Below are 24,097 nucleotides of genomic sequence, written 5' to 3'. Positions count from 1 at the left end.
TACTTGAAGCATCAACCGTCCCCCCAGGGGAGGTATTCCCACCGGAGCGAAGAACTTTTACGCGTCGGCCTCAGTCAGCCGCGGGAAGAGCGCGTCACCCTTCACCAGTACGGCGCCCGCCGGCAACTGGCCCCAGGTACCGCTGTCCTGGATGCGCTGGTCGGCGAGTGAACCGAGCTTGGCCTCGGCGCCGAGCAGCTCCCAGAGCTTCACGGCGGCCTTCGGCATCGTCGGGTGGTGCAGTACGGCGACCGCCCGCAGCACCTCGGCGGCGGAGTACAGGATCGTGGCGAGGCGCTCCCGCTGGGACTCGTCCTTCGCCACCTTCCACGGCTCCTGCTCGGAGACGTACCCGTTCACGGCGCCGACGAGGTCGTTGATCGCGGCCAGCGCGTCGTGGAACGCGAGGGTCTCGATCGCCTGCTCCGCCGTGGCGACCGTCTGGGCGAGCTTGTCGGCCAGTGCCTGCTCAGCGGGGCCGTGGTCCGTGGCCTCGGGGAGAGCACCGTCGAAGTACTTGCCGACCATCGCCGCGATCCGGCTGGCCAGGTTGCCCAGGCCGTTCGCGAGCTCGGAGGTGTAGACCGCGCTCAGGTGCTCCCACGAGAACGAGCCGTCCGAACCGAACTGGATCGTGCGCAGGAAGTAGTACCGGAAGGCGTCCGAGCCGAAGTGGTCGGTGATCTCGTGCGGCGCGATCGCGGTCAGCTTCGACTTGCTCATCTTCTCGCCACCGACCAGCAGCCACCCGTGCGCGAAGACCTGCTTCGGCGTCGCGAGCTCGGCCGCCATCAGCATGGCCGGCCAGATCACCGCGTGGAACCGGAGGATGTCCTTGCCGACCAGGTGCACGTCGACCGGCCACAGCTCCTCGAACCGCTCCGGGTCGGTGCCATAACCCGCGGCGGTCACGTAGTTCAGCAGCGCGTCGATCCAGACATAGAGGACGTGGTCCTCGTCCCACGGGACCTGAATACCCCAGTCGAAGGTCGACCGGGTGATCGACAGGTCCTGCAGACCCTGCTTGACGAACGCGATCACCTCGTTGCGCGCACTCGCCGGCGCCACGAAGTCGGGCTGCGACTCGTACAGCTCGAGCAGTTTGTCGCCGTACGCCGAGAGCCGGAAGAAGTAGTTGGTCTCCGAGACCGTCTCCAGCTCGGTGCCGTGGATCATGCACCGCTGGGTGCCGTCCTCGTCGGTGCGGATGTCGGTCGGCAGTTTGAACTCCTCGCAGCCGACGCAGTACAGGCCCTCGTACTCACCCTTGTAGACGTCGCCCTTGTCGTAGAGCTTCTGCCAGAACTCGCGGACCCGCTCGGTGTGCCGCTGCTCGGTGGTCCGGATGAAATCGTCGTACGCGATGTCGACATCGACCCACGCCGGCTTCCAGGACTCCTCGACCAGCTTGTCCGTCCACGCCTGCGGTGACATGCCCTGCGCCTCAGCGCTGCGCATCACCTTCTCGCCGTGCTCGTCGGTACCCGTCAGGTACCACTTCTGCTCACCGCGCTGCGCGTGCCAGCGAGTCAGGACATCCCCGGCCACCGTCGTGTAGGCGCTGCCGATGTGCGGCGGCGCCGTGACGTAGTAGATCGGGGTCGTGACGTAATAGGCCTTCTCGGACATAGGTCAAGGGTAGTGCCGCAGCTCAGTGCTATTTACCGGGGTCTCGGGCAGCCAGTACGGCGTCGTACACGGTCCGTTTCGGCACGTTGAAGCGTTTGGCCACGTCGGAGATCGCCTGTTTGCGGGGCGTACCCGCCTCCTCGTCGGTGGCGACCTCCCGCGCGAGGTCCTCGGCGGTCATGACGCGATCAGGGTTCGCACCGGCCACGACAAGCGTGATCTCACCCCGTACGCCGTCCTTGGACCAGGCGACGAGGTCCGCGACCGGACCACGCTTGACCTCTTCATAGGTCTTCGTGAGTTCCCGGCAGACCGCCGTACGACGATCTGCGCCGAACGCCTCGACCATCGCCTCCAGGGACTGGGTCAGCCGGTGCGGCGCCTCGAAGAACACCATCGTCCGCGGCTCGTCCGCCAGCTCGCTCAGCCGTTTGGAGCGCTCACCCTGCTTCCGCGGCAGGAACCCCTCGAAGGTGAACCGGTCCACCGGCAGCCCGCTCAGCGCCAGCGCCGTCAGCACCGCCGACGGCCCCGGTACGGCGGTCACGTCGACCTCGGCCTCGATCGCGGCCGCGACCAGCCGGTACCCGGGATCCGAAACACTCGGCATCCCCGCGTCCGTCACCACGACCACCGTCTGCCCGGCGAGCAGCGCCGCGAGCAGCTCCGGCGTCCGCTCCCGCTCGTTCCCCTCGAAGTAGCTGACCACCCGCCCACTCAGCGTGATCGCCAGATCGGTCGTCAACCGCCGCAGCCGCCGCGTGTCCTCCGCGGCCACCACGTCCGCCGTACCGAGCACTCTCGCCAACCGCGGCGAGGCATCCGAGAAGTCCCCAATAGGCGTCCCCGCCAACACCAATCGCCCGGTCACACGGCCCATCATCGCAGCCCGGACCGCTCTTCACAGTCAGGGTGTGTACCGACCAGCGGGTAGTGCCCGGCAACCCCGGGAGTAGTTACAGCGTATTCACGCTTGCGGGCACTGGCCGGCCGGAAGGACTACCCGTCGGCCGGTACGCCGCTGCCCGGTGACTGACTTCCACCGACAGATCCGAACCACGCGGGGGGCCAGGGGCGCTCCTCGCGCGCTTCCAGCCGACGCCGGAGCCGCTGGAAGTCCCGAAGCACGTCAGCTGCAACCTCGTCCGGGAGCGAGTCGATCAGCGCATGCATCTCGTCCTTGGGCGTGCTCATGCGACTGAGTCTAAGATCTCGGCGGATGAAATCCCGGGTGTCCACGGGGCAATCGTTCGAGGGGAGGAGGCGGTGTGACTCCGGGCTCCGTACCATGGCGGGCGTGACTGCCTTGATCGAGGACGGGACCGAGACTGCCGAGGAGCGCGAGGCGCTGGGCAGGGACGTGCTCGGACGGCGGTTGCCGTCGTTGCCGGAGCGGCTCTACCCGGCGATGCCGAAGGACTTCGAGGGCGGGTGGATCGCGACGCTGGCGATCACCGTGCTGGCCGGGTTCCTGCGGTTCTGGAACCTGAGCAACCCGGTGAAGTTCGTCTTCGACGAGACGTACTACGCCAAGGACGCGTACAGCCTGCTCAAGTTCGGGTACGCGCGGCAGTTCATCGACAACCCGGAGGGGGCCGCCGACAAGGCGATCCTGGCCGGGAACCTGGACGTCTTCAAGGACACCCCGAGCCTGACCGTGCACCCCGAGGTCGGCAAGTGGATGATCGCGGCCGGTGAGCAGCTCTTCGGGATGACGCCGTTCGGCTGGCGGTTCATGCCGGCGCTCTTCGGCACGCTGACGGTCCTTCTCGTGATCCGGGTGGTACGGCGGATGTCCCGCTCGACGCTGATCGGTGGGATCGCCGGGCTGCTGCTCGCGGTCGACGGTCTGCACTTCGTGATGTCGCGGGTCGCGCTGCTCGACGTGTTCCTCGCGTTCTGGCTGGTCGCGGCGGTCTCCTGCCTGGTCTGCGACCGGGACTGGACCCGCCGCCGGCACGCCGACGCCGTGACGACCGACGCGACCCCCAGGTTCGGCCGCTGGCTGCTGATCCGGCCGTGGCGCATCCTGGCCGGGATCTGCTTCGGCCTCGCCCTCGGTACCAAGTGGTCGGCGGTCTGGGTGCTGGCCGCGTTCGGCATCCTGGCGTTCGCCTGGGACTTCGGCGCCCGCCGGGCGCTCGGCGCGCGGTTCGCGTTCGTGAAGTCGGTGCTGATCGACGGCATCCCGGCGTTCGTCAGCATCGTGCTCGTCGCCGGTATCACCTACACCGCGACCTGGACCGGCTGGCTGCTGCACGACAACGCCTACGACCACGACTACGCGTCGAAGAACCCGGCCACCGGCATCATGAAGGTGGTCCCGGACGACTTCCGGTCGCTGCTGCACTACCACCAGGAAGTCTACGAGTTCCACACCGGCGACTACATCAAGAAGGCGACCCACCCGTACGCTTCGAACCCGGCCGGCTGGCCGATCATCGCCCGCCCGATCGGCTTCGACGCCGTCAACGACATCCAGCCTGGCACCCCCGGCTGCAACCCACCGGCCGGTACGAAGTGCCTCTCGGTGATCTCCGCCGTCGGTACGCCGATCCTGTGGTGGGCCGGGGCTCTGGCCCTGCTCGCCGCGCTGGTGCTCTGGATCGGCCAGCGGGACTGGCGGTTCGGCATCCCGGTGATCGGGTTCGTCACCTGCTGGGTGCCGTGGTTCGCCTACGACGACAGACCGATCTTCTTCTTCTACGCCGTCACGATGATCCCCTTCACCGTGATGGCGGTGGCCCTGGTCCTCGGCAAGATCCTCGGACCGGCCAGAACCCTCGAGGGTACGGCGGCTCCCCGTCGCCTGATCGGGAGTGCGGTGGTCGGCGCCTTCGTCGTACTGGTCGTGCTCAACTTCGCCTACATCTGGCCGATCCTCACCGACAAGGTCCTCCCGCACCCCGACTGGCTCAGCCGGATGTGGTTCAAGACCTGGATCTGACCCCCGGCCAACCGGCCGTCGCTCCGACGCCCTAGTGGCCGAGTTGGCCGTGTCCCTTGAAGCGCTTCTTGTGGCGCTTGGCTGACGACTGGCCGCCGACCCCGCCGAAGAGGGCGAGGCCCTTCAGTACGACGACCGGGGCGTCGGGGTGTTCGGTGTCGCTGCCCTGGGTGGCGAAGGCGCCGAAGATGCCGACGCCTTCATTGCGAACCGTCACGCCCTCGGGGACCGTGATGTCCACGCCGCCGAAGACGGCGAACGTCCAGATCGTGACTTCCTTGCCCTCGAAGACCGCGTCGGTCATGTCGAGGTCCTGGCCGCCGAAGACCGCGAAGGCGTTGGTACGGCGCTTCACCCGCCAGCGGCCCTTGCGCTCCACTCCACCGAAGATCGCGACCATCGTGGTGAAGCTGTCGTCGGGATTGGCCGGGTACTCGATCGGGACCGGGCTGTTCGAGGCGACCTGTGCCGGAACCATCGGTGCGCTCGGTGCCACCGGGTGCTGAAGCAGGTCGCTGGTGATCGGCTCGAGCTCGCCCAGCGTGCGTGCCTGCAGGGTCTGCTCGAGCCGCTCCGCATGCTCGTCCTGGGTCAACCGGCCCGTCATCAGCGCGTCCCGCAGGACGTCGACGACCTGGTCGCGGTCGATGTCGGACGCGCGGAGATGCGCGTGCGGGTTCGGGCGGTCGGGCAGATTCTCCATAAGACGGAACGATATATCGCCTATCGGCGCACGCGCAGTGCACAAAGCACCGCAACCAGGGTGATCGAGGCAAAAGTCAGGGCCGTGCCGGGGTAACCACCGAGGCCGAGACCCAGACCGCCGAGGGCAGCCCCGAGGAACGTCCCCAGACTCATCCCGGCCGCGTTCACGCTGAGCGCCGATCCGCGCAGGTCGCCACTTCGCCGTACCAGCAAGGTCGTGACGCACGCGGCGACGGTCGCGTGGCTGGCGCCCATCAACGCGGTCAGCAGCAGCGTCAGCGGGATGGTCGGTGAGAAGTAAAACGCCGAGATGCTGACGAGCGCGATCCCGAGACCGAGGAGCAGCATCCGCTCCGGCCCGATCCACGGCCGGTCCATCGCGAGGTAGCGCCCGGACAGCAGGTTGCCGAGGAAGAATGACGCCCCACTCAGCGACCACACCAGCGCGAACCAGCCCGGCGCGAGGTCGAACTTCTCGTCGTAGAACGCGGCCAGGTAGGCGAGGTAGCCCATGAACGCAGCCGTCCGCAGCATCGCAACCACCAGCAGCGGTACGGCGCCCGGGATCCGACCGAGCGCGCGGTACGTCGCGAGGTAGCTCATCCGCTCAGCACGCAACGGAGCCTTCCGACCACGACCGCGACAAAAGAACGCAGCCGACAACGCGAGCGAGATCGCAGCAGCACCGATCAGGTTGCCGCGCCAACCCCACAACATTCCCGGTACGGCGAGCACCGGCGCGGCCAGCATCGCCATCGCCGACGTGGTCGCGGACACCAACGTCGCCGCCCGCCCGGCTGCGGCTGGCGTGTTGAACCGGTCGGCCGCGGCAGCACCGATCGACGGGCCAAGGATCGACGTGGACGCACCGATCAGCAGGCAGAACACGGCGAGGGCCCAAACGTTGCCAATGGCACCTAATAGCGCGGAGACCCCCAGCAACGCCAACCCAACAGCGGCCACCAGCTCACGCGCCAACCGATCGATCAACGGTGCGAGCGCGAAACCCACCACCAACGCAGCCAGACCACCGAGCCCCCGCAGCCCGCCAATCTCCGCCACCTTCCCGTTCGCCGCAGCAGCGATCGGCACCAAGTACATCCCGAACACCGTGAACGGAATCAGACTCACGGTGGATGCAAGGAGGAACGGCCAAAGCCGCCGAGCCATCCGCCAGTCACTCGGCACTTCTTCAACTCGCTTGGGGAGCGCTCCGCCCCCTGGAGACAAAACGGGGGCTGCGGGCAAGGAATTTGAGGTGGTCATTCGGTGGTCCTGTAGCGATAGAGGGACGTGGGACGGGCGGAGAACTGGGAGAAGGGGAAGGGTTCGGCGGAGAGGGCGGTGACGCCGAAACCGAGGAAGGCGCGGGCGACGGCGCTTCCGGTTTGAGCATAGATGGCGAGAGGCTTTGCTTGCTCACGGCAACGAGCTAGCAGGGTGTCGAAGGATCCGTTCGACAAGGTCATGCCAGTGGCAACGACCGCATCGGCTGCGTCGACTACCTCGCGCATGTCTTGGGAGACGGCGATTCCGGAGGCGGTTTCGCGGAGGTTGAAATCGCACGGTAGGCAGATCCCGCCGCGTTCGGTGATCGCGTCGACGAGAGGGTTGACCACACCGATCAGCGCAACCTTGGTGCCCTCGGCAACATCCAGCAGTCCGGCGACGGCGGCATCACGTGCGCGGGCGCGGGCGTCCGGCGTACCGGCGGGAAGGATGACCTCTTCCGCGCCGGTGGTGTGATGTGGTTCGACGGCGGCCAGGTAGGCGTCCAGGGCAGCGATGCGGACCGGCAAGGGATCGTCGGACCGCAGTACGTCGGACAGCGTGCGGCCGGAGGTGTCCGCGCAGTACGACGGGTCGAGCTCGCCGGACTCGAATGAGCACGCGCCGAAGACCTCGCCGACCCTGAGCAGCACGTAGTAGTTGCGATAGGTGACGTCGGCACCCGGAAGACGCGTGGTGTGGTGCAACCAGAACGCGCTGGTGACAGAGAGAGCGGACGGATCGGGGCCGTGGGCGCCATCAAGGACGGCTTGGGTCAGGTCGGCGACGGTCATGGCAGGGCGGCCAGCCTTTCGGGGTCGTAAGTGAGGGCGGACAACTCGGGACGTCCAGCAGGCTGGAAGCAGTAGAGCAACGAACGACGGTCGGACGCGGTGCGATTGGGTGCCGACCGATGGACCATCAGCCCCGGGAACATCAGCACCGAACCAGCCGGCGCCTCGACCGTGACCGCTCGGCCGACATCGACGGCGGTTGGGTCGACCAGCAACCCCGTCGGCTCGCGCGGATCCCGTCGTACGGGTCCCTCCGACGGGCTGCCCGGGATGAGCGTCATGGCGCCGTTCCCGACGGTGTTGTCGTCGAGCATGACGATCGCGGTGGCGATGTCGTAGGCCGCGTCGCCGGCACAGCAGTACCAGTACGGGAAATCCTGATGCCAGGCGAACTCCGACCCGACACCAGCCCGCTTGAAGTTCAGCTTCGCCACGAACCGCCCGGCCGGCGCCACGATCAGCGAGCTCATCGGATCGACCAAGCGCGACTCGTCCCACAGGGCGTCCAGCGCCGGATGCAGTTGCGAGACCGGCGACAGGCTGCGGACCGCCTTGCCGACCGCATCCGGTTCCCAGTGGATCGTCGTACCGCGGACCTCCTCCAGTCGGTGCCCGTCCGGCCACACCGTCACGTCGGTTTCACCAGCCTCGGCCGCGGCAACGACCTCGGCATGGACCTGCTCGGCCACCGCCCGCAGGCGCTCCACTTCGGTGGCCGTGAACAACGATTCCAGCAGTACATACCCCGTCACCCCACCTAAGTTAATGCGACGGGGTCGCGGATGGAAACTCTTCGCGCCGACACGCGGCCGGTTCGCGGCGATCCCAGGACATCGCCGACCACGGCACCGCGAGCTCGTCCAGTGAATCGACCTCGCGCGGCCGCATCGCCGCCATCGGGAGCGCCTCGGCATGACGGGAAAAAGCAGACTCGACGTACCGGGTCCCGGTGTCGGCGGCCAGGAAGACGTGCGTGCGCGAACTGTCACAGGTGTGTTCCCACAAGGCGGTCAGGTACGCCGCCCCCGCCGACAGCCCGGCGAACACCCCGGAGGTCCGCAGGAGGTCCACCGCCGCCGACATCGCGTAGTCGAACGACACCCAGTGCAAGCGGTCGTACAACTCGTGCCGCACATTCCGGAACTCGATCGAACTGCCGATCCCGGCGATGATCATCTCCGGATCCTTGGTGTGACCGGCCCCGAACGTGATGCTCCCGAACGGCTGCACGCCGACCAGGTTCACGTCCCGGCCGCGGTTGCGCAGGTACTCGGCGATCGCTCCGGTCGACGCTCCGGTCCCGACCCCGCCGACCAGGCAGAGCGGTCCTTCCGGCACGAGCTCAGCGACGAGATCCGCGACTGCGCCGTACCCGAGGTAGTGGATGTCGTCGTGATACTGCTGCATCCAGTGGTACGACGGATTGTCGCGCAGGATCTCGGCGATCCGGCGTACTCGAAGGTTCTGATCCAGGTGCAGGTTGTTGGACGACGGGACCTGTTCGATGGTCGCACCGAGGATCTCCAACTGGATCTTCAGCGTCCGGTCGACCGTGGTCGAGCCGACGATGTGACATCGCATCCCGTACCGGTGACAGGCCAGCGCGAGCGCATGCGCGTAGATCCCGCTCGAACTGTCGATCAACGTGTCCCCCGGCCGGACCACGCCGGTCTCCAGCAGATGCCGGACGGCGCCGAGCGCGGAGTACACCTTCATCGTCTCGAACCGCAGGCAGATCAGGTCGTCGCCGACTCTGATCGGGTCCGGGTCCTTGATCGCCTCCGCCAAATGGTCGTGCAGTCGCGCAGACTTCATCGCCGCGGTTCGCTCCTCGTGTCAGCAGTGGGCAACTCGGGCGGAGCTTCGGGCCGACCCAGCAGGGCTGCGCTCACCAGCCGCCGGGTCAGTTCATGGTGCGGTTCGGTCATCACGGTCGCGGGTGGGCCCTGCTCGACGATCCGGCCGTCGTCGATCACCAGCACGTGATCGGTGACCGCCGCGACCAGACCGAGGTCGTGGCCGATCCAGACCAGCGCCGTACCGCGGGTCTTCAATTCCGCGAGCAGGTCGACGACAAGCGCCGTACCGGCGTCGTCGAGGGCAGTGGTGATCTCGTCGCAGATCAGTACGTCGGGCTCGGCGAGGACTGCTCTCGCCAGGGCAGCGCGTTGGAGTTCGCCACCGGAGAGGCGGCTGGGTGGTCGGGCCGCGGTGATCGCGGCGACGCCGAGCCGCGCGAGCGTCGCGACGGCTTCAGCGTGCGCACGGTCGGGGGCGAGGCCGCGGAGGCGTTGCGCGGTGCGGGCGACTTGCTGGTCGACCGGGCGGCGTTCATCGAAAGAGCCGCGGACTTCCTGCCAGACGTATTGCACGCGACGGTTCTGCTCGCGGGTGCGCTTACGCAGTACGGGGAGAGGTTCGCCATCGAGTCGTAGCTGACCTGTGCTGCGCTCATGCAGGCCGGCCAGGCAGCGAGCGAGGGTCGTCTTGCCGCTGCCTGATCGGCCGACGATGCCGATGCTTCTCCCTGACTCGACAGTCAGATCGATATCGTGCAGCACCGGGATGCGGCCCCGGGGACGGATCGACGCGGACAGGTTCATTGCCTGGAGCAACGGTTGACCGGAGTAGGTGGTTCCCGTCTCCTGTGGTTCCCAGCTGGGTGGGAGGACCTCGGTGTCGCCGGCGGCGATCACCTGGCCGGCATTCAGTACGACGACGTGTGTGGCGAGCTCGCGGACCAGCCCGAGATCGTGACTCAGCAACAAGATCCCAAGCCCGGCGGCTGCCAGTTCTTTCAACTCCCCAGCAAGCTGAAGCCGCGTGATCGAGTCCAGGCCGGTGCTCGGTTCGTCCAGTACCAACACCTTCGGCCGGCACGTCAACGCCTGCGCCAACGCAACCCGCTGCCGCTGCCCACCCGAGAACTGATGCGGAAACCGTCTGAGCGTCGCCCGATCCCCCGGCACCTGAGCGCCGCGCAGAGCCTCCTGCACCACCGCCTGCCCGGGATGATGCAACCGCTCGAGTTCCTTCAGCGTCACCCCAATACGTCGTGCCGGATTGAGCGCACTCCCCGGATGCTGAGGCATGTAAGCCACCACCCGCCCCCTCAGGTCGGTGGCGGCGGCAGTCACCCCGTTGCCATCCACAACGGTCACGCCCTCGACAACCACCTCTCCCTCAAGCCGCACCCCACTCCCGCTTTCTCCCAACAACGCAAGAGCAGAAGTCGTCTTGCCCGACCCCGAAGCACCAACCAATGCGGTCACCTGACCGGCAAACACCTCAAACGACACCCCATCCACCAGTACGGCGGGGCCGGCTGTCGCACTCAACCGAGTGACCTTCGCGAGCGCGGTCATGCGGCGCTCGTTACTAGGCGGCGGGTGCGGTGGACCAGGCGGTCGGCGAGGAGGTTGAAGCCAAGAGTGAAGGAGACGAGGAGGAGGGCGGGGGCGAGAACCGACCACGGTTGGAGGAGTAGACCCTCGCGGTTGCGGGAGACGCTGACGGCCCAGTCCGCGGCGGTTGGGCTTAGGCCGAGGCCGAGAAAGTTGACTGAGGCGACCAGGAAGACGGCCAGGGTGATGCGGGTACCGAGGTCAGCGGCGACCGGGCCGATGACCGCGCGACCGACGTACCCGAGCTGGATGGTCGCCCAGGACTCGCGCTGCATGCGGAGCGCCTCGACCACCGGCGAGCTTGCCGCATCCAGCGCCGCTGCCCGGACCAGGCGCGCGACGGTCGGAACGTTGACCATGGCAACAGCCAGCGTGATCGCGAGCGCCGACGCGCGCCAGCCGACCGCGACCACGCTGATCACGAGCAAGGACGGCAATGGCAGCAGGACGTCGAGCGGCCGGATCAGCAGCTCGTCCAACCACCGGTGCCGGGTGGACGCCGCCACCAACCCGATCAGCCCACCCAGCAGGTATGCGATCACGACTGCGCCGAACGCCATCCCAAGAGCGGTCCGCCCGCCGACCAGCAACAGGCCAAGGACATCCCGCCCCAATCCGTCAGTCCCCAACACCCCGTCAGGCGCGTAGGGCAGACCCGGTTGTGCCCGATATCGGATGAGCGGCCCGAACACAGCGACCAGCAGTGGAAGCGCCACGAGCAGCACCGAGACCCCGACGGGGATCCGCGCCGCAACTGCGGTGAGCCGGGAGCGCGCCCTCATCGGAGGAGCTCCGTTCTCGGGACCAGGCGGTTGCAGACCAGGTCAGCACCCAGGTTGATCAACAGCGCCGCGACCGCGAGGACCAGTGTGAGACCTTGGACCGTTGGGATGTCACGGGTCTCGACTCCATCCACCAACGCCGTCGCGAACCCGGGGATGGCGAAGATCGCCTCCACCACGAGGACTCCACCGAGGAGGGTGTCGCCGGTCCGCGCCAACTCCTGCACACCCGGTACGGCGGCATTCGGCAACACGTGGCGCAGCAACAACCGCCGGCGCGGGATACCGAGTCGGCGCGCCTGGACGACGTACTCGGCATTCAAGGCAGTGATGGTGCCAGCGCGAACCTGGCGGGAGAGCAGGCAGACCGTGCGACCGAGCAGCACGGTCACCGGGAGCACCAGCAGCACAGGTGAGGTGAGCAGCGAGCTCCCGATCCACGTGGCCGGTAGCCAACCGAGTTTCAGTGAGAACACCGCCACCAGCACGACCGCGATCACGAAGTCCGGGATCGCGCTCAACGCCAGCGTCACCGAGGTGATCACCCGATCGAGGCGGCCGTTCTCTCGCGTACCCATCAAGATGCCCAGGGCAACAGCCAACGGCACCACGACAGCGAGCGTCGCCAACGTCAGCACCAACGTCGCGCCCACCGAATGCCGCACGATCGAACTCACCGGCCCGCCACTGATCAGCGACGTACCGAGATCACCCGACAACACCCCACCGAACCAGTGCACGAAACGTTCCGCAGCCGGCTGATCTAGACCAAGCTGTTCGCGCAACCGCGAGACTTGATCAGGGGTCAGCGTCTCGGTGAAGCGCAGGTCAGCCGCATCCCCGGGCAGCAGCGACGTGAGCACGAAGACCAGCACGGACAGCACCGCAAGCTGGAGGACGGCGAGTGCGGCCCGCCCAGCGGCGTACGACCGCATTCAGGCCAGCCACACCTTGTCGAACCGGCCGAAGTCCACGGTGTTCGGCGGCACCGCCTGCACCCCCTGCACCTTCGGCGCGACCGCGACCAGGTAGTCCGGCAGACCCCAAGCCAAGATCCCGCCGTCATCCCGCAGCGTCCGCTGCAGTGCGCCGTACTTGGCCGACCTCGCGGCCTCGTCGGTCTGCACCTGCGCCGCCGCGAACGCCGCATCGAAGGCAGGCTTCCGCCAATGCGTCACGTTGAACGGCGACTTCGTGAGCAGGCGGTCAACCATGTACTGCGGAATCGGCATCGCGCCCGACCGGTGGTTGCCAATAGCCCCCTTAGTCAGCAGATCCTTCGCATAGGTCTGCGGACTCCCGGTCGTCACCTTGAGCTTCACGCCGGCCTCCGCGACCTGCTCAGCAAACAACGTCGCCGCCTCGACAAACCCGGCGGACGCGTCGGCCGTGAAGATCTCGATCTCCTTGCCCACCAATCCAGCCTTCTTCAGCAAAGACTTGGCCTGGTCGACATCCCGCTCCCGCTGCGGCAAGTCCTCTGGGTAGTACTGGAATCCCTTACCGAACAGGTCATTCCCGACCGTCCCGCGCCCAGCCAGTACGACGTCGACCAGCCGCTGCCGATCCGCCAGCAACTTGAACGCCAGCCGCACCTCCGGATTGTCGAACGGCGCCTGATCCACCTTCATCACGAACGCCTGCATCGTGCTCGCCTTCGCGGCCACGATCCGCACCGACTTCCCCGCCTCGGCAGTCCGCGCGAACGTCGCGGTCATGTCGTTCGCATACTCCGCCTGACCACCCTGTACGGCGTTCGCCCGCGCCTCCGCATCGGCCGACAACACCTGCAGTTCCTCGATCCGCGCCGCGCCGTCCCAGTACCCGTCGTACCGACTGGCGACCATCGACCGCCCAGCCTCGAACGAGACGAACTTGAACGCCCCGGTCCCGACCGGCTTGGCCGGATCCTTGAACCCGTCCCGCACGATCTGCGTCCCGATCCCGGCCAACAGCGTCGGGAACTCCGCATTCGGCGCAGCCAGGGTTAGCTCGACCGTCCGCGGATCAACCGCCTTGCACCGCCGCAGATCGAGCGACGCGAGCGACGACTGCGCCACCCGCTCCGGTACGGCGGGATCCGCGATCCGGGCCAGACTGAACAGCACATCATCGGCCGTCAGCTTCGCCCCGTCATGGAAGGTCGCGTCCCGCAGCGAGAACCGCCAGGTGAGCGCCTTGCCGTCGTGCTCCCACTTCTCCGCGAGCCGCGGCACCGGCTTCAGATCCGGCCCGAGCTCAACCAGCTTCTCGTACATCGCCTTATGCCGCGCGATGTCCACGAACAAGCTCTGGACGTGCGGATCCAGCACCTCCTTCGCCCCACCACCGGCGTACACGGCCCGCAAACGACCACCCGCCGTCGGCCCCGCAGACGCGGAACCGCCGCCCCCACACCCACTGAGCGCCGCCACCCCCAACGCGCCGGCCAACCCCAGAAATCCACGTCGATTCAGCGCATCGGACACGCGACCATCCTCACGTTAGTGAAAACGATTGTCAATTCAGCGCGCATCTGAACGGGACGCCCTCATTCTTTCCGCCCCACCCCCCGACTGCTCTCCGTAACGGCGTGTCCCGCGACCACCCCCACCGACCACTCCCCGTCACCACCCTCCCGCGCCCCACCGCTAATTGGTGATTTTTAGGCGCCATATGACGAAAAATCACCAATTAGCGACTCGGCCGACAACGCTTGTTGGTGGCTGGTCGCCGCACCGGCCGATTAAAGACGGGGGCTGAGCCAGGCGTGTGGCTGAGGGGGATGGTGCGCTCCGCGACCGGCTTCCCGTTGTCTACGGCTGACGGGCTTCGGTTGCCGTCCCTGGCACTGAAGCATGCAACCTGACCCGCCCCTGTGGCGACTGCCGCATCAGGTGCCGAGCGTGTTCCCGACTGCACTGGGGAGCAAAACCAACCCAAATCGGCAGGAAAAACTCCCCAGCCCCGCGGTCGACCGCCCGACGGGGCCCGCCCGGCCGTCCGGGCCCACCTTCCCCCACCGGCAATTTGAACGGATACCCCTCGAGGTTGTCCCTTCTCTGCTGAAAATTCGAGGGGAGAAGGGACAACTTCAGGGGAGATCCCCTCAAATGTTCGCGGGGGAGGGAGAAGCGGAGGGGAGGGGGAGGGCGACCGGGGGAAACAGAAGGCCCCGGCGACCGGGGAAAGGAAAGGCCCGGCGACCGGGGTGGTTACCGGGGCCTGGAAGCACAGTGGGTTAGAAGTCGCCGCCGCCCTTGTCGACGGCAACCGAGGCCCGTCAGCCATAGACAACGGGGAAGCCGATCGCCAACCGAACCATCCCCCTCAGCCCCGCGCCCACCTCCGCCACCCACCTCTGTAAATCGGCCGCAGCGGCGATCAGCCACCGCGTTCGCAACCGGCCGGTCCGGTGCGGCGAAGCACCCGCCTTCCCAACCCCAGCCAGCTCGCCCACCGGCCCCCGGCCCCCGGCCACAACTAGCGGCCGGAGCGGGATGGGGAGCAGGTCAGGCGAGGGGGTGCGGACTGCGGCGAGGGCGCTCGCCCCAACCGGCCCCGGCCACAACTGGTGGCCGGGGCGGGAGGGCGTTCAGATCAAACGGCGACGGGGGTGCGGACCGTGGCGAGGGCGTTGGACCAGCTGATGACCTGGTCGAGGGTGGCGTCGAGGGCCGGTTCCTGGTGCGGGAGCGGGGTGAACTTCGAGTAGTTCTCGAAGTCGGTGGCCAGCGGCAGGGTGACCTGGGCGCGGACCGTGGCGACCTTGAGCTCGGCCATCACCAGGCGCAGGTGTTCGACCGCGCGGGCACCGCCGACGGAGCCGTAGCTGACGAAGCCGGCGGCCTTGTCGTTCCACTCCGCGAAGAGGAAGTCGATCGCGTTCTTGAGCGCGCCCGAGGTGGAGTGGTTGTACTCCGGGGTGACGAAGACGAAGCCGTCGAACGACGCGATCTTCTCGGCCCAGGCCAAGGTGTGCGGCTGGGTGTACTGCCCCATCGCGGGCGGGAAGGCCTCGTCGAGGTGCGGCAGCTGGTACTCGGCGATGTCGACCAGCTCGAACTCGGCGTCGCTGCGCTGCTTGGCGCGGTCCAGCACCCAGTGGGCGACGGCTTCGCCGTTCCGGCCCGGGCGGGTGCTGCCGAGGATGATCGCGATCTTGGGCATGAGGTGTTCCTTCACAGGGGATCGACATGTTTTGGTGACGCATCACCAAAGTACTCGGTCGAGATGACATGTCAACTCAGATGTGATGGAGCTCTCCCCTCGGCGGGGGCGAGGTGGGTTATTCGGTGCAGTCGACGGCGGGGTCGTCACACTCGGCGGCCGGGCAGGCCGCGGAGGGGATTCCGCCGAGAACGCGCTCGAACAGGGCGGTGAGTTGCTGCTGCTCCGCCGCGCTGAGGTGGTCGAAGAAGTACGTGCGGACGGCGTCGACGTGGTCAGGGGCGGCCGCTTCGACAGCCTTGCGGCCGAGGTCGGTCAGCCGGACCATCGAGCCACGTGCGTCGGCGGCGCAGTCCTCGCGGGAAACGAGTCCACGCTTCTCCATCCGGCTGACCTGATGCGACAGCCGGCTCCGCTCCCATCCGACCGAACGGCCGAGATCGCGGGTCCGCAGGACGCCGTCCTCGGCGATGGAGAGCGGGTGCAGCAGTGCGTAATCGGCTCCGGACAGACCGGAGTTGCTGATCAGACGAGCCTCGAGGACCCGGGTCAACTCACGCTGCGTGTCACGGTACGCCTGCCACAGATGCGCTTCGCGCGCGTCCAGCCAGCGTGGTTCCGTCATCAGGCCAGTGTACGGACATCTGTTGACATATCACCGACTCCGCGCGTCAGGGCACTATGGGGTTCGCGACAGGGCGACCGCGAGACCGACCGTGGCTGCCATGATCACCAGTTCTCCGGCCGCCAAACGCCGGAAGGCCGCTGGGTCGCCGGCGACGAGCTTCGGAAGGGTCGCTTGGCGATGCCGGTAGCCGATGAACACCAGTACGGCGAAGGCGACCGCCTTGGCGAACACGAGAGCGCCGTACGGGGTGGTCACCCACTGCGTGATCAGGCCCCAGCCGCCGTCGCGACCGTCGAGGTGGATCTCGGCGGTGATCAGGCCGGTGAGGCCGATCGCGATCGCGCAGCCGAGGGCGAGGGTGCTGAAGCGTTCGACGGCGATGCGGTCGCGGGCGTAACGCAGTACGCCGAGGAGGCCGCCGATCCACGCGGTTGCGGCGAAGACGTGGATGACTAGAGAGGTGGTCGCGGTGATCGACCAGAAGTTCGGGCGCTCGATTGCTTGATGGCCGGTGAGGAGTGGAGGGATCAACGCGAGCGCAGCCAATCCTGTCGCGATCCGTGCGCCGCGGGTGGTTCGGACGCCGCTCAACACGACGGCCAGTACGGCGGTCAGTACGACGGTGACCGCGAGCGCTCGTACCTGAGTCAGGTCACCGGCTATCGATGCGTGCTCGGCCAGGTGTGACAACGGGATCCCGAGGATGACGGCCGCCGAGGTGATCAGCCCGGCAACACTCGCCAGCGCCCACACTCCAGCCGCGATCGCAGCATCCTGAGCCGCTCGCAAACCACTTGCCGGAAGCAACCAACCCGCCACGAGCAGCCCGCCGCCGACAACAATCGCACCCCCATCAGCGATCAATCGGAGGACCGGAACCGCCCAAGACAAAGGCAGTCCAGCCCCAATCAACCCCTCAGGCTGCTTCTGCGGCGCCCCTCCCCCAAGTACCAAAGCAACCACCAGTACGACGACCGCCGCCGCGATCCCCCCGACAACCAGCCGCTTGTTCATCTGGTGGTGGGGCGACGGCGCACTATGACGATGGCCAGGGCTACTACGACCAGCATGATGAGGAACATGGCGACGATCGTCACGATGTTGGAGTTGTCTGCTGGTTGGGGAGTGGTGGGGTCAACCGGGGGTGCGCCGGGGGCGTGGCCGGCGTGGGTGATGGTGAAGGCGCTGGTGACGGTGATGGGGTGGCCGTCGGCGGAGACTATGCGGGCTTCTACTTGGTAGCGGCCGGTTTCGATCATGGCGCCGACCGGTTGGGTGACGGTGTTGTCGAGGACCTGAGGGTTGCCGGTGGCAACGTTGACGCCGGCCGGGGACTTCACCTGGATCTGGGTGCCGTTGCTGCCCACGGGTTCGTTGAAAGTCAGGACGACCTTGCTGGGTGGGGCGGGCATGGTGGAACCGTCAGCGGGAGTCATCGACTCGAGTTTGGCGTGTGCCGCCGCCGGCCCGGTGGTGAGCACCAGGGCCAGCAGCGACACAACGACGAGAGCAAGAAGGCGACGCACGATTACGACTGCACCTTCGCAGCCGGCTTGCGGAGGCCGAGGCCCAGCCCGATCAGACCGAGCAGCAGACCGGCACCACCGAGAATGCGGGCCAGCGAATCAGACGAATCCTTGTCCTCATTGGTGGTTGCAGCGACCGGAACGATTGCGGCGGCCAGCTTCAAAGTAGGAGCAGGGTGCTCCGGCTCCTCACCGCCGGAGGCCGGCGGGGCCGCGTCCCACTTGACGACCTCGCCGTCGCTGTAGGTCTGGACGGCCGGGAAGCTGAGCGAATCCACCTTGTCCGGCAACCGCCCGACCGACAGCGCGAACTCGTCGAAGTCGTTCGCCGGGATCCCGCCCTTCAAGGCGGTCCACGTCACCGAGGTGATCGCCTCGGACAGGGTGACATCGCCGACCTTCACCGGGGCGGCGAGTTTCTCGGTGGTCTTCTCGACCTTCCAGCCGTCCTTGACCTGCGCACCGACGTGCGCGAACGGAGTGTCCTTGGGCAGCGAGACGACGAGCTTGGTGGTCAACGTGTCGTCGGACTCGGTCGGCACCCGGAAGATGAGCTTCGCGTACCCACCGGGCTTGGCGTCGGGCGAAGACACCGTGACATGGGCGGAGGCGGATCCGGCCGCACCGGCCAGCACGAGCGTGGACGCGGCGGCAATCGCGCCGGCTCGCAGGAAGAGCTTCTTGGACATGACAGTGAGAACCTTTCGCGGTCACACGGGATGGAACCCGACCGCGATGCGACGCGGCCGGTCAGAGCAGCACTGGGTCCACTCCCACGAACGGCGGTCCCCGCCTGGACACGTTCGACCCGACCCACCGCCGTACGATCCGCGGCGCAGCCTCGACAGCAACCAGTACGGCGCTCAGCGGCCGAACGACCGTGATCGACGGAACCACCGGCCACAGCCGCGCGAGGATCCCGGCGACCCGCCGGCCCCACTCGTGCGCACGCCCAACCGCCAGCACCCCAAGACCCAGTGCGGCCAAGTGTGTGAACGTCATCAGCACACTGGCGCCGACCCCGGACGACATCGCCATCGAGTGATCAGCGTGAGCCGCGTCGAGCGTCACATGCACGAACAGCTGCACACCGGCCAGCACCAAGACGACCAGCACCGGCTCATCCGCCAGGTACTCACCGAGCAACCAGCAGACGCCCATCAGCCCGAGCAGCGGCGCAACCAGCACCAGCGGAACCGGACCGCCACCCGCAAGCACATGCCCGACTGCCGCGACGACGACGCTCAGCGCCGCGACCGCGGACGTCGTACCGGCTTCCGCGCGCACGTGTCCTCCTCACTGGACTATCGCAACAACTCTACGATTCAGCCAGGTGATGCGGTTCCCCTCAGTGCGTGGCGGCGAATTTGAGCACCGCGTCGCGGAAGACCTCAGGCTCCTCGATGTGACCGAAGTGCCCACTCTGCTCGAGGACGACGAGCTCGGCGCCGGGGATCCCCGCGGCCAGTTCACGCGCCGAGTTCTCCGGGCAGATGAAGTCCGCGACGCCGACGATCACCAGCGTCGGTACGGCGATCTCGCCCAACCGGGGGCGGACGTCCCACAGGTCGCCCTTGCGCTCCGGATCGACCGTGATGTCGACCAGCTTCTTCCACTCGGTGATCGACGGATCGATCGCCTCGAAGTCCTTGAAGTAGACCGGAAGCAGCCGCCCGAGCATGTCGAGCTCCTCGTCATGCCCTTCCGGCGACGAGCTCCAGGCGGCCAGCACCTGGGCGGCCAGCGGATCGCCTTCCGGCCGGGAGGCGACGTACTTCTCGATGTTGGCGAACGCCTGCGCGCCGAGCTCCGGCCCGTTGTAGGCCATCGAGTCGTAGACGATCACCCCGCGCAGCCGGTCGGGGAAGTCCAGCGCGGTCTGCAGCGCGACGAACCCGCCGTGCGAATGCCCGAGCACGAACACCTTCGGCTCCCCGAGGTGCTCGGCCAGCTTGTCGACGAAGGACGCGTAGACCTCCATCGAGTAGTCGCCACCCGGCAGGAGATCGGAGCTCCCGGTCCCGACCGGCTCGATGTACACCATCGTCAGCCGGTCCTCGAGCCACGGCATCCGCAGGTACGGCCAGTGGATCCCAGGTCCGCCCGAATGGGCAATACAGACTGGTCCAGACCCGAAAACGTGGTAGTTGACCCGGACGCCGTCGACCATGAAAAGAGCCACGAAAGAAAGTGTGCCGCATCGTGCAACCGGGGACCGCGGCCACCACGTTCAGTGCTGTATGGGTGGGGAGACCTGGGGATGAAACAGGCCGACGAACAGGATTACGTCGATTTCGTGACTCACCAAGCTAACGCTCTGTGCCGAACCGCGTACCTACTGTGTGGAGATTGGCGGCGGGCCGAGGACGCGACCCAGGAGGCACTGATCCGGTTGTACCGGATCTGGAGCCGGATCCAGCGCAAGGGCAGCGTCGGCGCCTACGCCCGCAAGGTGGTCGTCTCGACCACCATGGACGGTCTGCGGCGCAAATCCAGTCAGGAGGTGGTCGGTGGTGAAACCTACTTCGCAGGTGAACAGGACAGCTCCGACCCACTCGCCGTTCTGGAGGACCGGCTCGTGATCACCCAGGCCCTCGCCACCCTCCCGGCACGCCAGCGAGCGTGCGTCGTCCTGCGGTACTTCGACGAACTGTCCGTCGAAGAGACCGCCCTGGCCCTCGACTGTCGTCCCGGAACAGTCAAGAGCCAGACCATGCGTGCACTGGAAAAGCTGCGCGCCAATCCCGCTCTGGCCCATTTCTCCGAACTCGCCGGGGTTGGGAGGCTGACATGACCAATGAACTCAAGGCCCTGATGGAGCGGGAGAGCGATCGCCCCGACCACTACTTCGCCCCCGACCCGGCCGCGATCCTGACCGCCGGCCGCCGCCGCAGCCGCGTCCGCAACCTCACCGCCGGTACGACGGTGCTGACCGCGCTCGTCGTACTGGTGGCCGGCGCGATCGTCGTCCTGCCGAAGCACCAGGACGCTCCGGTCGCCGGCCTGCCGACGCGATCACAGGACTCCTACAAGCAGTGCGACACGTCACAGGGCCGGCGGCTCGGCAAGAACTCGTGGACCTGGCCCGAGATCGTCACGCTGATGGACGCCAACGGCTCTGCCTCGTTGCGCCGCGACCCGGCCGACCCGGGCCAGGTCGCCTTCTGCGTGACGCAGCGGGAGAAGCCCACCGGCGATCTCGCGCTCGGCCAGAACAACGGGATGGTCGTCCGGGTGACCCCGGTCAACCAGCAGAGCAGCGTGGTCACGGTGTTCGGCCGGACCTATGGTGACGACGGCCGGACCGTCCTGGTTGCCGTCGGCAACGACAGCGGCAGCGCGCTCCCGCAGAACATCCACGCCCTCGACAACCTCGCAGCGGTGAGCCCCGCGAGCGAAGCCAAGATCGTCGGGACGTACTACGCCGTCCGGGTGATCCAACCGTCACCGTGGCCCGGCGACCGGCCCCAGGTCTCCACCGCCGGGTTCGACCCGAACGGCTATCGGATCAACTTCGCTCAGTGGTGATGCGCCGTTGGCGGACTGCTTCGTAGACGGTGATGGCTGCGCTGACTCCGACGTTGAGTGAGTCGACGCGGCCGTACATCGGGAGCTTGGCGGTCCGGTCCGCCCCGTCCAGAAGCTCGGCCGAGAGTCCCTCGTGCTCGGCCCCGACCAGGATCGCGGTCGGTCCGGACAGGTCCAGGTCGGTGACGTAGTCGGTGGCGGCGGGTGTGGTCGCCACCACCGACAGTTCGTTGGACCGCGCCCAGGCGAGGAATTCCGCCGTACTGGCTGAGGCGACGGGGACCGAGAACAAGGCCCCTTTGCTCGCCCGGATGATGTTGGGATTGCCCCAGTCGGTGACGGGGTCGACCGAGACGACGGCCGTCGCTCCGGCGGCGTCCGCGGTGCGCAGGATCGAACCGAGATTGCCGGGCTTCTCCACACTTCCGCAGACGATGACGAGCGGGTTCGGCCCCAACTCGAGGTCCTCGAGGGCGGACTCGACGCCCGGTGCCAGCGCTAACCAACCATCAGGCCCAGTGCGGTAGGCAGCCTTCTCGAAGGCGGGCTGGCTGAGGTGGAAGACGGGCGCGATCGCAGCCAGCCGGGCCGCGAGGTCGAGCGGGTCGTCCTCGATCAGGGCCGGGCAGAGGTAGACCTCCTGCGGTACGACGCCGGCGGCGACCGCGTGGCTGAGTTCGTCGTACCCCTCGATCAGGCAGACATCTTCGGCATCCCTGGTCCGACGGCGCCGCAGCGCGACGAGATGCTTGACCCGCGCGTTCGTCACGCTCGTGATGACGTCCGGGGCAGCTGTACTCACGGCGCGCATTCTACGCTCCGCGCCGTGGTGCTGATCGCGTCAGACATCCGATGTCATGGATGATGTCGGCATGCATGTGCCGGTTCTGGAGGTCGGGGGAAGTCACGTCACCGCGGCGGTGGTCGCGCCGGACGGGTGGCAGGTCGAGGTGGTGGAGCGGATCGATCTGGCGTCGCAGCAGGCCGCCGAAGCGGTGGTCAGGCAGCTCGCCGACGCCGCCCGGAAGCTGCCGACTGTCGAGGGGCTGGCGATCGCGATCCCCGGGCCGTTCGACTACGCCACCGGCGTCGGCTGGTACCAGGGCCAGACCAAGTTCGATGCGCTCTACGGCTACCCGCTCGGCGAGGCATTGCGCACCGAACTCGGCCTCACCCGGCTCGTGTTCGTGAACGACGCCGAGGCCTTCGCCGTCGGTGAGTGGACCGCTGGGCTGACGCGCGACGTCGAACGCTCCGTCGGGGTGACCGTCGGAACCGGCATCGGTACGGCGTTCCTCGCCGACGGCCATGTGGTGCGCGAGGGCGGGACCGTGCCGCCGGGTGGTGAGCTCTACCTGACCGAGTACGACGGTCGCCCGCTGGAGGACTCGATCTCCGGCAGGGCCTTGCTGCAGCGCTACCTCGCCCGGACCGGCTCGGACGAGCCCGGCATCGGCGTGAAGGAGATCGCCGACCGCGCCCGCAGCGGTGAGCGGGCTGCATCCGAGTCCCTCCGCGCCGGCTTCGCCGTACTCGCTGAGGCTCTCACTCCCTGGATCGACCGCTTCCAAGTCACCCGCACGGTTCTCGGCGGTTCCATCTCCGCCGCCTTCGACCTCGTCCACGACGTCTTCCCCTTCGAAGTAGCCGCCACCGCCGACACCGAGCACGCAGCCCTGATCGGCGCCGCCGCCCACTCCCTCCGCACCCCCTGACCCCACCCGCCCGCACCCTCTGACCCGACCCGCCGGCCCCTGACGCCACTCGCCCGCCCCCATTTGATGGGCTGACCCATCCCGCTGTGGGAGGGCTAGCCGCATGCGGTTGACCCACCCACAAGCTGATGGGCCCACCCATCAAATGGAGTTCGGCTGTCGGTGGGGCCCGATAGCTTTCTTTCATGGTTTCTCGGAAGATCGCCGTTCCTCGGTTGCGTGCTCAGCTGGACTCCGCTCTGCCTGAAGAGATTGAGGACGAGACGCGGCTGCTTGATCTGGCGCTCGACGAGGTGGATCTGAGCGATCTGGAGGCGGAGCACCTGGAGATCAGTGGGTGCCGGCTGACGCGGAGCAAGCTGGCCGGTTCGGACCTGGAGAAGCTGATCCTGGTCGACACCGCGCTGCTGAACTGCGATGTGGCCAATGCCCGGTGGTCCGACGCGGCGGTGACCCGGGTGGCGATCGTCTCGTCGCGGATGACCGGGTTCGCGGGACCGGGGATCAGCCTGCAGCACACGACCGTGCAGGACAGCCTGCTCGACTACGCGTCGTTCCGGTTCGCGAAGTTCCAGAAGGTCGAGTTCAGCGACTGCCGGTTGCAGAACGCGGACTTCGTCTCGGCGGATCTGTCCGGGGCAGTCTTCCAGCGGTGTGATCTAAGCGGGGCGGAGTTCTCCCAGGTCAAGGCCGCCGGCGCGCTCTTCGTGGACTGCACCTGGGACGGGACGAAGGGCCTGTCCGCCCTGACCGGCGCCACCGTTGCCGCCTCCTCCCCCATCGACACCCTGACTTTCGCCACCGCGGTCACCCAAGCGGCCGGAATCAAGCTCACCCACCCCGATGAGCTGGCTCTGTAAATTCCTGACCCCCACCCCACCACCTCGGTCACGGAGTGAGCCTCCCCACGTGACGCCGGGCCCGGCCTAGCCTCGATGTTTCGTCTGTTCGGTTGATGAGTGGTGCGGCGTTGTCGCGGGTGGTTGGTGTTGTTGGGCCGTGGTGGGTCGCCGGCGCTGTG

Annotated in this window: 25 protein-coding genes; 5 read left to right on the top strand and 20 right to left on the bottom strand. The window is 67.5% G+C overall.

What is annotated here, in order from left to right; all coding sequences use genetic code 11:
* Positions 1 to 57: 57 nt before the first annotated feature.
* From metG to ACFVWG_RS26155, 3 genes are all read right to left on the bottom strand, one after another.
* Complete coding sequence (gene metG / locus ACFVWG_RS26165; protein WP_391546045.1) at positions 58 to 1,629, bottom strand: methionine--tRNA ligase; 1,572 nt, start codon at positions 1,627 to 1,629, stop codon at positions 58 to 60.
* 28 nt (positions 1,630 to 1,657) lie between these two features.
* Positions 1,658 to 2,509, bottom strand: coding sequence for a 16S rRNA (cytidine(1402)-2'-O)-methyltransferase (rsmI, locus tag ACFVWG_RS26160; RefSeq protein ID WP_391546044.1), 852 nt, complete (start codon positions 2,507 to 2,509; stop codon positions 1,658 to 1,660).
* Positions 2,510 to 2,628: 119 nt separating this feature from the next.
* Positions 2,629 to 2,823 (bottom strand): hypothetical protein, encoded by a 195-nt coding sequence (locus tag ACFVWG_RS26155; protein WP_391546043.1) that lies wholly within the window; start codon positions 2,821 to 2,823, stop codon positions 2,629 to 2,631.
* A 214-nt stretch (positions 2,824 to 3,037) separates the two neighbouring features.
* Between ACFVWG_RS26155 and ACFVWG_RS26150 the strand changes: the two genes are divergently transcribed.
* Positions 3,038 to 4,576 (top strand): dolichyl-phosphate-mannose--protein mannosyltransferase, encoded by a 1,539-nt coding sequence (locus tag ACFVWG_RS26150; protein WP_391546334.1) that lies wholly within the window; start codon positions 3,038 to 3,040, stop codon positions 4,574 to 4,576.
* Between the two features lie 31 nt (positions 4,577 to 4,607).
* Here the strand turns inward: ACFVWG_RS26150 and ACFVWG_RS26145 are convergent, their stop codons facing one another.
* The 16 genes from ACFVWG_RS26145 to ACFVWG_RS26070 form a co-directional block, all read right to left on the bottom strand.
* On the bottom strand, positions 4,608 to 5,279 hold the full coding sequence (locus ACFVWG_RS26145) for a DUF1707 domain-containing protein (RefSeq protein ID WP_391546042.1): 672 nt from the start codon (positions 5,277 to 5,279) through the stop codon (positions 4,608 to 4,610).
* A 20-nt stretch (positions 5,280 to 5,299) separates the two neighbouring features.
* Positions 5,300 to 6,451, bottom strand: a complete 1,152-nt coding sequence (locus tag ACFVWG_RS26140; RefSeq protein ID WP_391546041.1) for an MFS transporter — start codon at positions 6,449 to 6,451, stop codon at positions 5,300 to 5,302.
* A 92-nt stretch (positions 6,452 to 6,543) separates the two neighbouring features.
* Positions 6,544 to 7,344 carry a Rossmann-like domain-containing protein gene (locus ACFVWG_RS26135; protein ID WP_391546040.1) on the bottom strand — a complete coding sequence of 267 codons (801 nt, stop codon included), beginning with the start codon at positions 7,342 to 7,344 and terminating at the stop codon, positions 6,544 to 6,546.
* Positions 7,341 to 8,096: a phytanoyl-CoA dioxygenase family protein gene (locus tag ACFVWG_RS26130; protein WP_391546039.1), complete on the bottom strand. Its 756-nt coding sequence runs from the start codon at positions 8,094 to 8,096 to the stop codon at positions 7,341 to 7,343. Before ACFVWG_RS26130 ends, ACFVWG_RS26135 begins: the two co-directional genes overlap by 4 nt.
* Positions 8,097 to 8,106: 10 nt before the next feature.
* Complete coding sequence (locus tag ACFVWG_RS26125; RefSeq protein WP_391546038.1) at positions 8,107 to 9,159, bottom strand: pyridoxal-phosphate dependent enzyme; 1,053 nt, start codon at positions 9,157 to 9,159, stop codon at positions 8,107 to 8,109.
* Positions 9,156 to 10,709, bottom strand: coding sequence for an ABC transporter ATP-binding protein (locus ACFVWG_RS26120; protein WP_391546037.1), 1,554 nt, complete (start codon positions 10,707 to 10,709; stop codon positions 9,156 to 9,158). Before ACFVWG_RS26120 ends, ACFVWG_RS26125 begins: the two co-directional genes overlap by 4 nt.
* Complete coding sequence (locus ACFVWG_RS26115) at positions 10,706 to 11,530, bottom strand: ABC transporter permease (RefSeq protein WP_391546036.1); 825 nt, start codon at positions 11,528 to 11,530, stop codon at positions 10,706 to 10,708. Before ACFVWG_RS26115 ends, ACFVWG_RS26120 begins: the two co-directional genes overlap by 4 nt.
* Entirely contained in the window at positions 11,527 to 12,465 is a 939-nt protein-coding gene (locus tag ACFVWG_RS26110; protein ID WP_391546035.1) for an ABC transporter permease, read from the bottom strand. The genes ACFVWG_RS26115 and ACFVWG_RS26110 overlap by 4 nt, the downstream gene beginning before the upstream one ends.
* Positions 12,466 to 13,998, bottom strand: coding sequence for an ABC transporter substrate-binding protein (locus tag ACFVWG_RS26105; protein WP_391546034.1), 1,533 nt, complete (start codon positions 13,996 to 13,998; stop codon positions 12,466 to 12,468).
* Between the two features lie 1,111 nt (positions 13,999 to 15,109).
* Positions 15,110 to 15,679 carry an NADPH-dependent FMN reductase gene (locus ACFVWG_RS26100; RefSeq protein WP_391546033.1) on the bottom strand — a complete coding sequence of 190 codons (570 nt, stop codon included), beginning with the start codon at positions 15,677 to 15,679 and terminating at the stop codon, positions 15,110 to 15,112.
* 118 nt (positions 15,680 to 15,797) lie between these two features.
* The gene (locus tag ACFVWG_RS26095) at positions 15,798 to 16,304 is read right to left on the bottom strand and encodes a MarR family winged helix-turn-helix transcriptional regulator (RefSeq protein WP_391546032.1); all 507 of its coding nucleotides are present in this window, start codon (positions 16,302 to 16,304) and stop codon (positions 15,798 to 15,800) included.
* Positions 16,305 to 16,358: 54 nt separating this feature from the next.
* Positions 16,359 to 17,171, bottom strand: a complete 813-nt coding sequence (locus ACFVWG_RS26090; RefSeq protein ID WP_391546031.1) for a copper resistance D family protein — start codon at positions 17,169 to 17,171, stop codon at positions 16,359 to 16,361.
* Between the two features lie 146 nt (positions 17,172 to 17,317).
* Positions 17,318 to 17,833: a copper resistance protein CopC gene (locus ACFVWG_RS26085; RefSeq protein WP_391546030.1), complete on the bottom strand. Its 516-nt coding sequence runs from the start codon at positions 17,831 to 17,833 to the stop codon at positions 17,318 to 17,320.
* Between the two features lie 2 nt (positions 17,834 to 17,835).
* Positions 17,836 to 18,522 carry a YcnI family protein gene (locus ACFVWG_RS26080; RefSeq protein WP_391546029.1) on the bottom strand — a complete coding sequence of 229 codons (687 nt, stop codon included), beginning with the start codon at positions 18,520 to 18,522 and terminating at the stop codon, positions 17,836 to 17,838.
* Between the two features lie 61 nt (positions 18,523 to 18,583).
* Positions 18,584 to 19,120, bottom strand: a complete 537-nt coding sequence (locus ACFVWG_RS26075) for a hypothetical protein (protein ID WP_391546028.1) — start codon at positions 19,118 to 19,120, stop codon at positions 18,584 to 18,586.
* A gap of 61 nt (positions 19,121 to 19,181) precedes the next feature.
* The gene (locus ACFVWG_RS26070; RefSeq protein WP_391546027.1) at positions 19,182 to 20,015 is read right to left on the bottom strand and encodes an alpha/beta fold hydrolase; all 834 of its coding nucleotides are present in this window, start codon (positions 20,013 to 20,015) and stop codon (positions 19,182 to 19,184) included.
* Between the two features lie 78 nt (positions 20,016 to 20,093).
* Here ACFVWG_RS26070 and ACFVWG_RS26065 point away from each other — a divergent pair, with 78 nt between their 5' ends.
* Positions 20,094 to 20,627: a SigE family RNA polymerase sigma factor gene (locus ACFVWG_RS26065; protein ID WP_391546026.1), complete on the top strand. Its 534-nt coding sequence runs from the start codon at positions 20,094 to 20,096 to the stop codon at positions 20,625 to 20,627.
* Positions 20,624 to 21,361: a hypothetical protein gene (locus tag ACFVWG_RS26060; RefSeq protein ID WP_391546025.1), complete on the top strand. Its 738-nt coding sequence runs from the start codon at positions 20,624 to 20,626 to the stop codon at positions 21,359 to 21,361. Before ACFVWG_RS26065 ends, ACFVWG_RS26060 begins: the two co-directional genes overlap by 4 nt.
* Here ACFVWG_RS26060 and ACFVWG_RS26055 read toward each other — a convergent pair.
* Positions 21,342 to 22,163: a TrmH family RNA methyltransferase gene (locus tag ACFVWG_RS26055; RefSeq protein WP_391546024.1), complete on the bottom strand. Its 822-nt coding sequence runs from the start codon at positions 22,161 to 22,163 to the stop codon at positions 21,342 to 21,344. The genes ACFVWG_RS26060 and ACFVWG_RS26055 overlap by 20 nt on opposite strands.
* 70 nt (positions 22,164 to 22,233) lie before the next feature.
* On the opposite strand from ACFVWG_RS26055, the gene ACFVWG_RS26050 reads away from it, so the two are divergent.
* On the top strand, positions 22,234 to 23,076 hold the full coding sequence (locus tag ACFVWG_RS26050; RefSeq protein ID WP_391546023.1) for an ROK family protein: 843 nt from the start codon (positions 22,234 to 22,236) through the stop codon (positions 23,074 to 23,076).
* Between the two features lie 185 nt (positions 23,077 to 23,261).
* Positions 23,262 to 23,936: a pentapeptide repeat-containing protein gene (locus ACFVWG_RS26045; RefSeq protein WP_391546022.1), complete on the top strand. Its 675-nt coding sequence runs from the start codon at positions 23,262 to 23,264 to the stop codon at positions 23,934 to 23,936.
* Positions 23,937 to 24,097: the final 161 nt, after the last annotated feature.

Origin of the sequence: Kribbella sp. NPDC058245 (assembly GCF_042882005.1) — a bacterium.
In the GTDB taxonomy this organism is placed as follows: domain Bacteria; phylum Actinomycetota; class Actinomycetes; order Propionibacteriales; family Kribbellaceae; genus Kribbella.
This window is presented reverse-complemented; position numbering and strand designations above follow the sequence as displayed.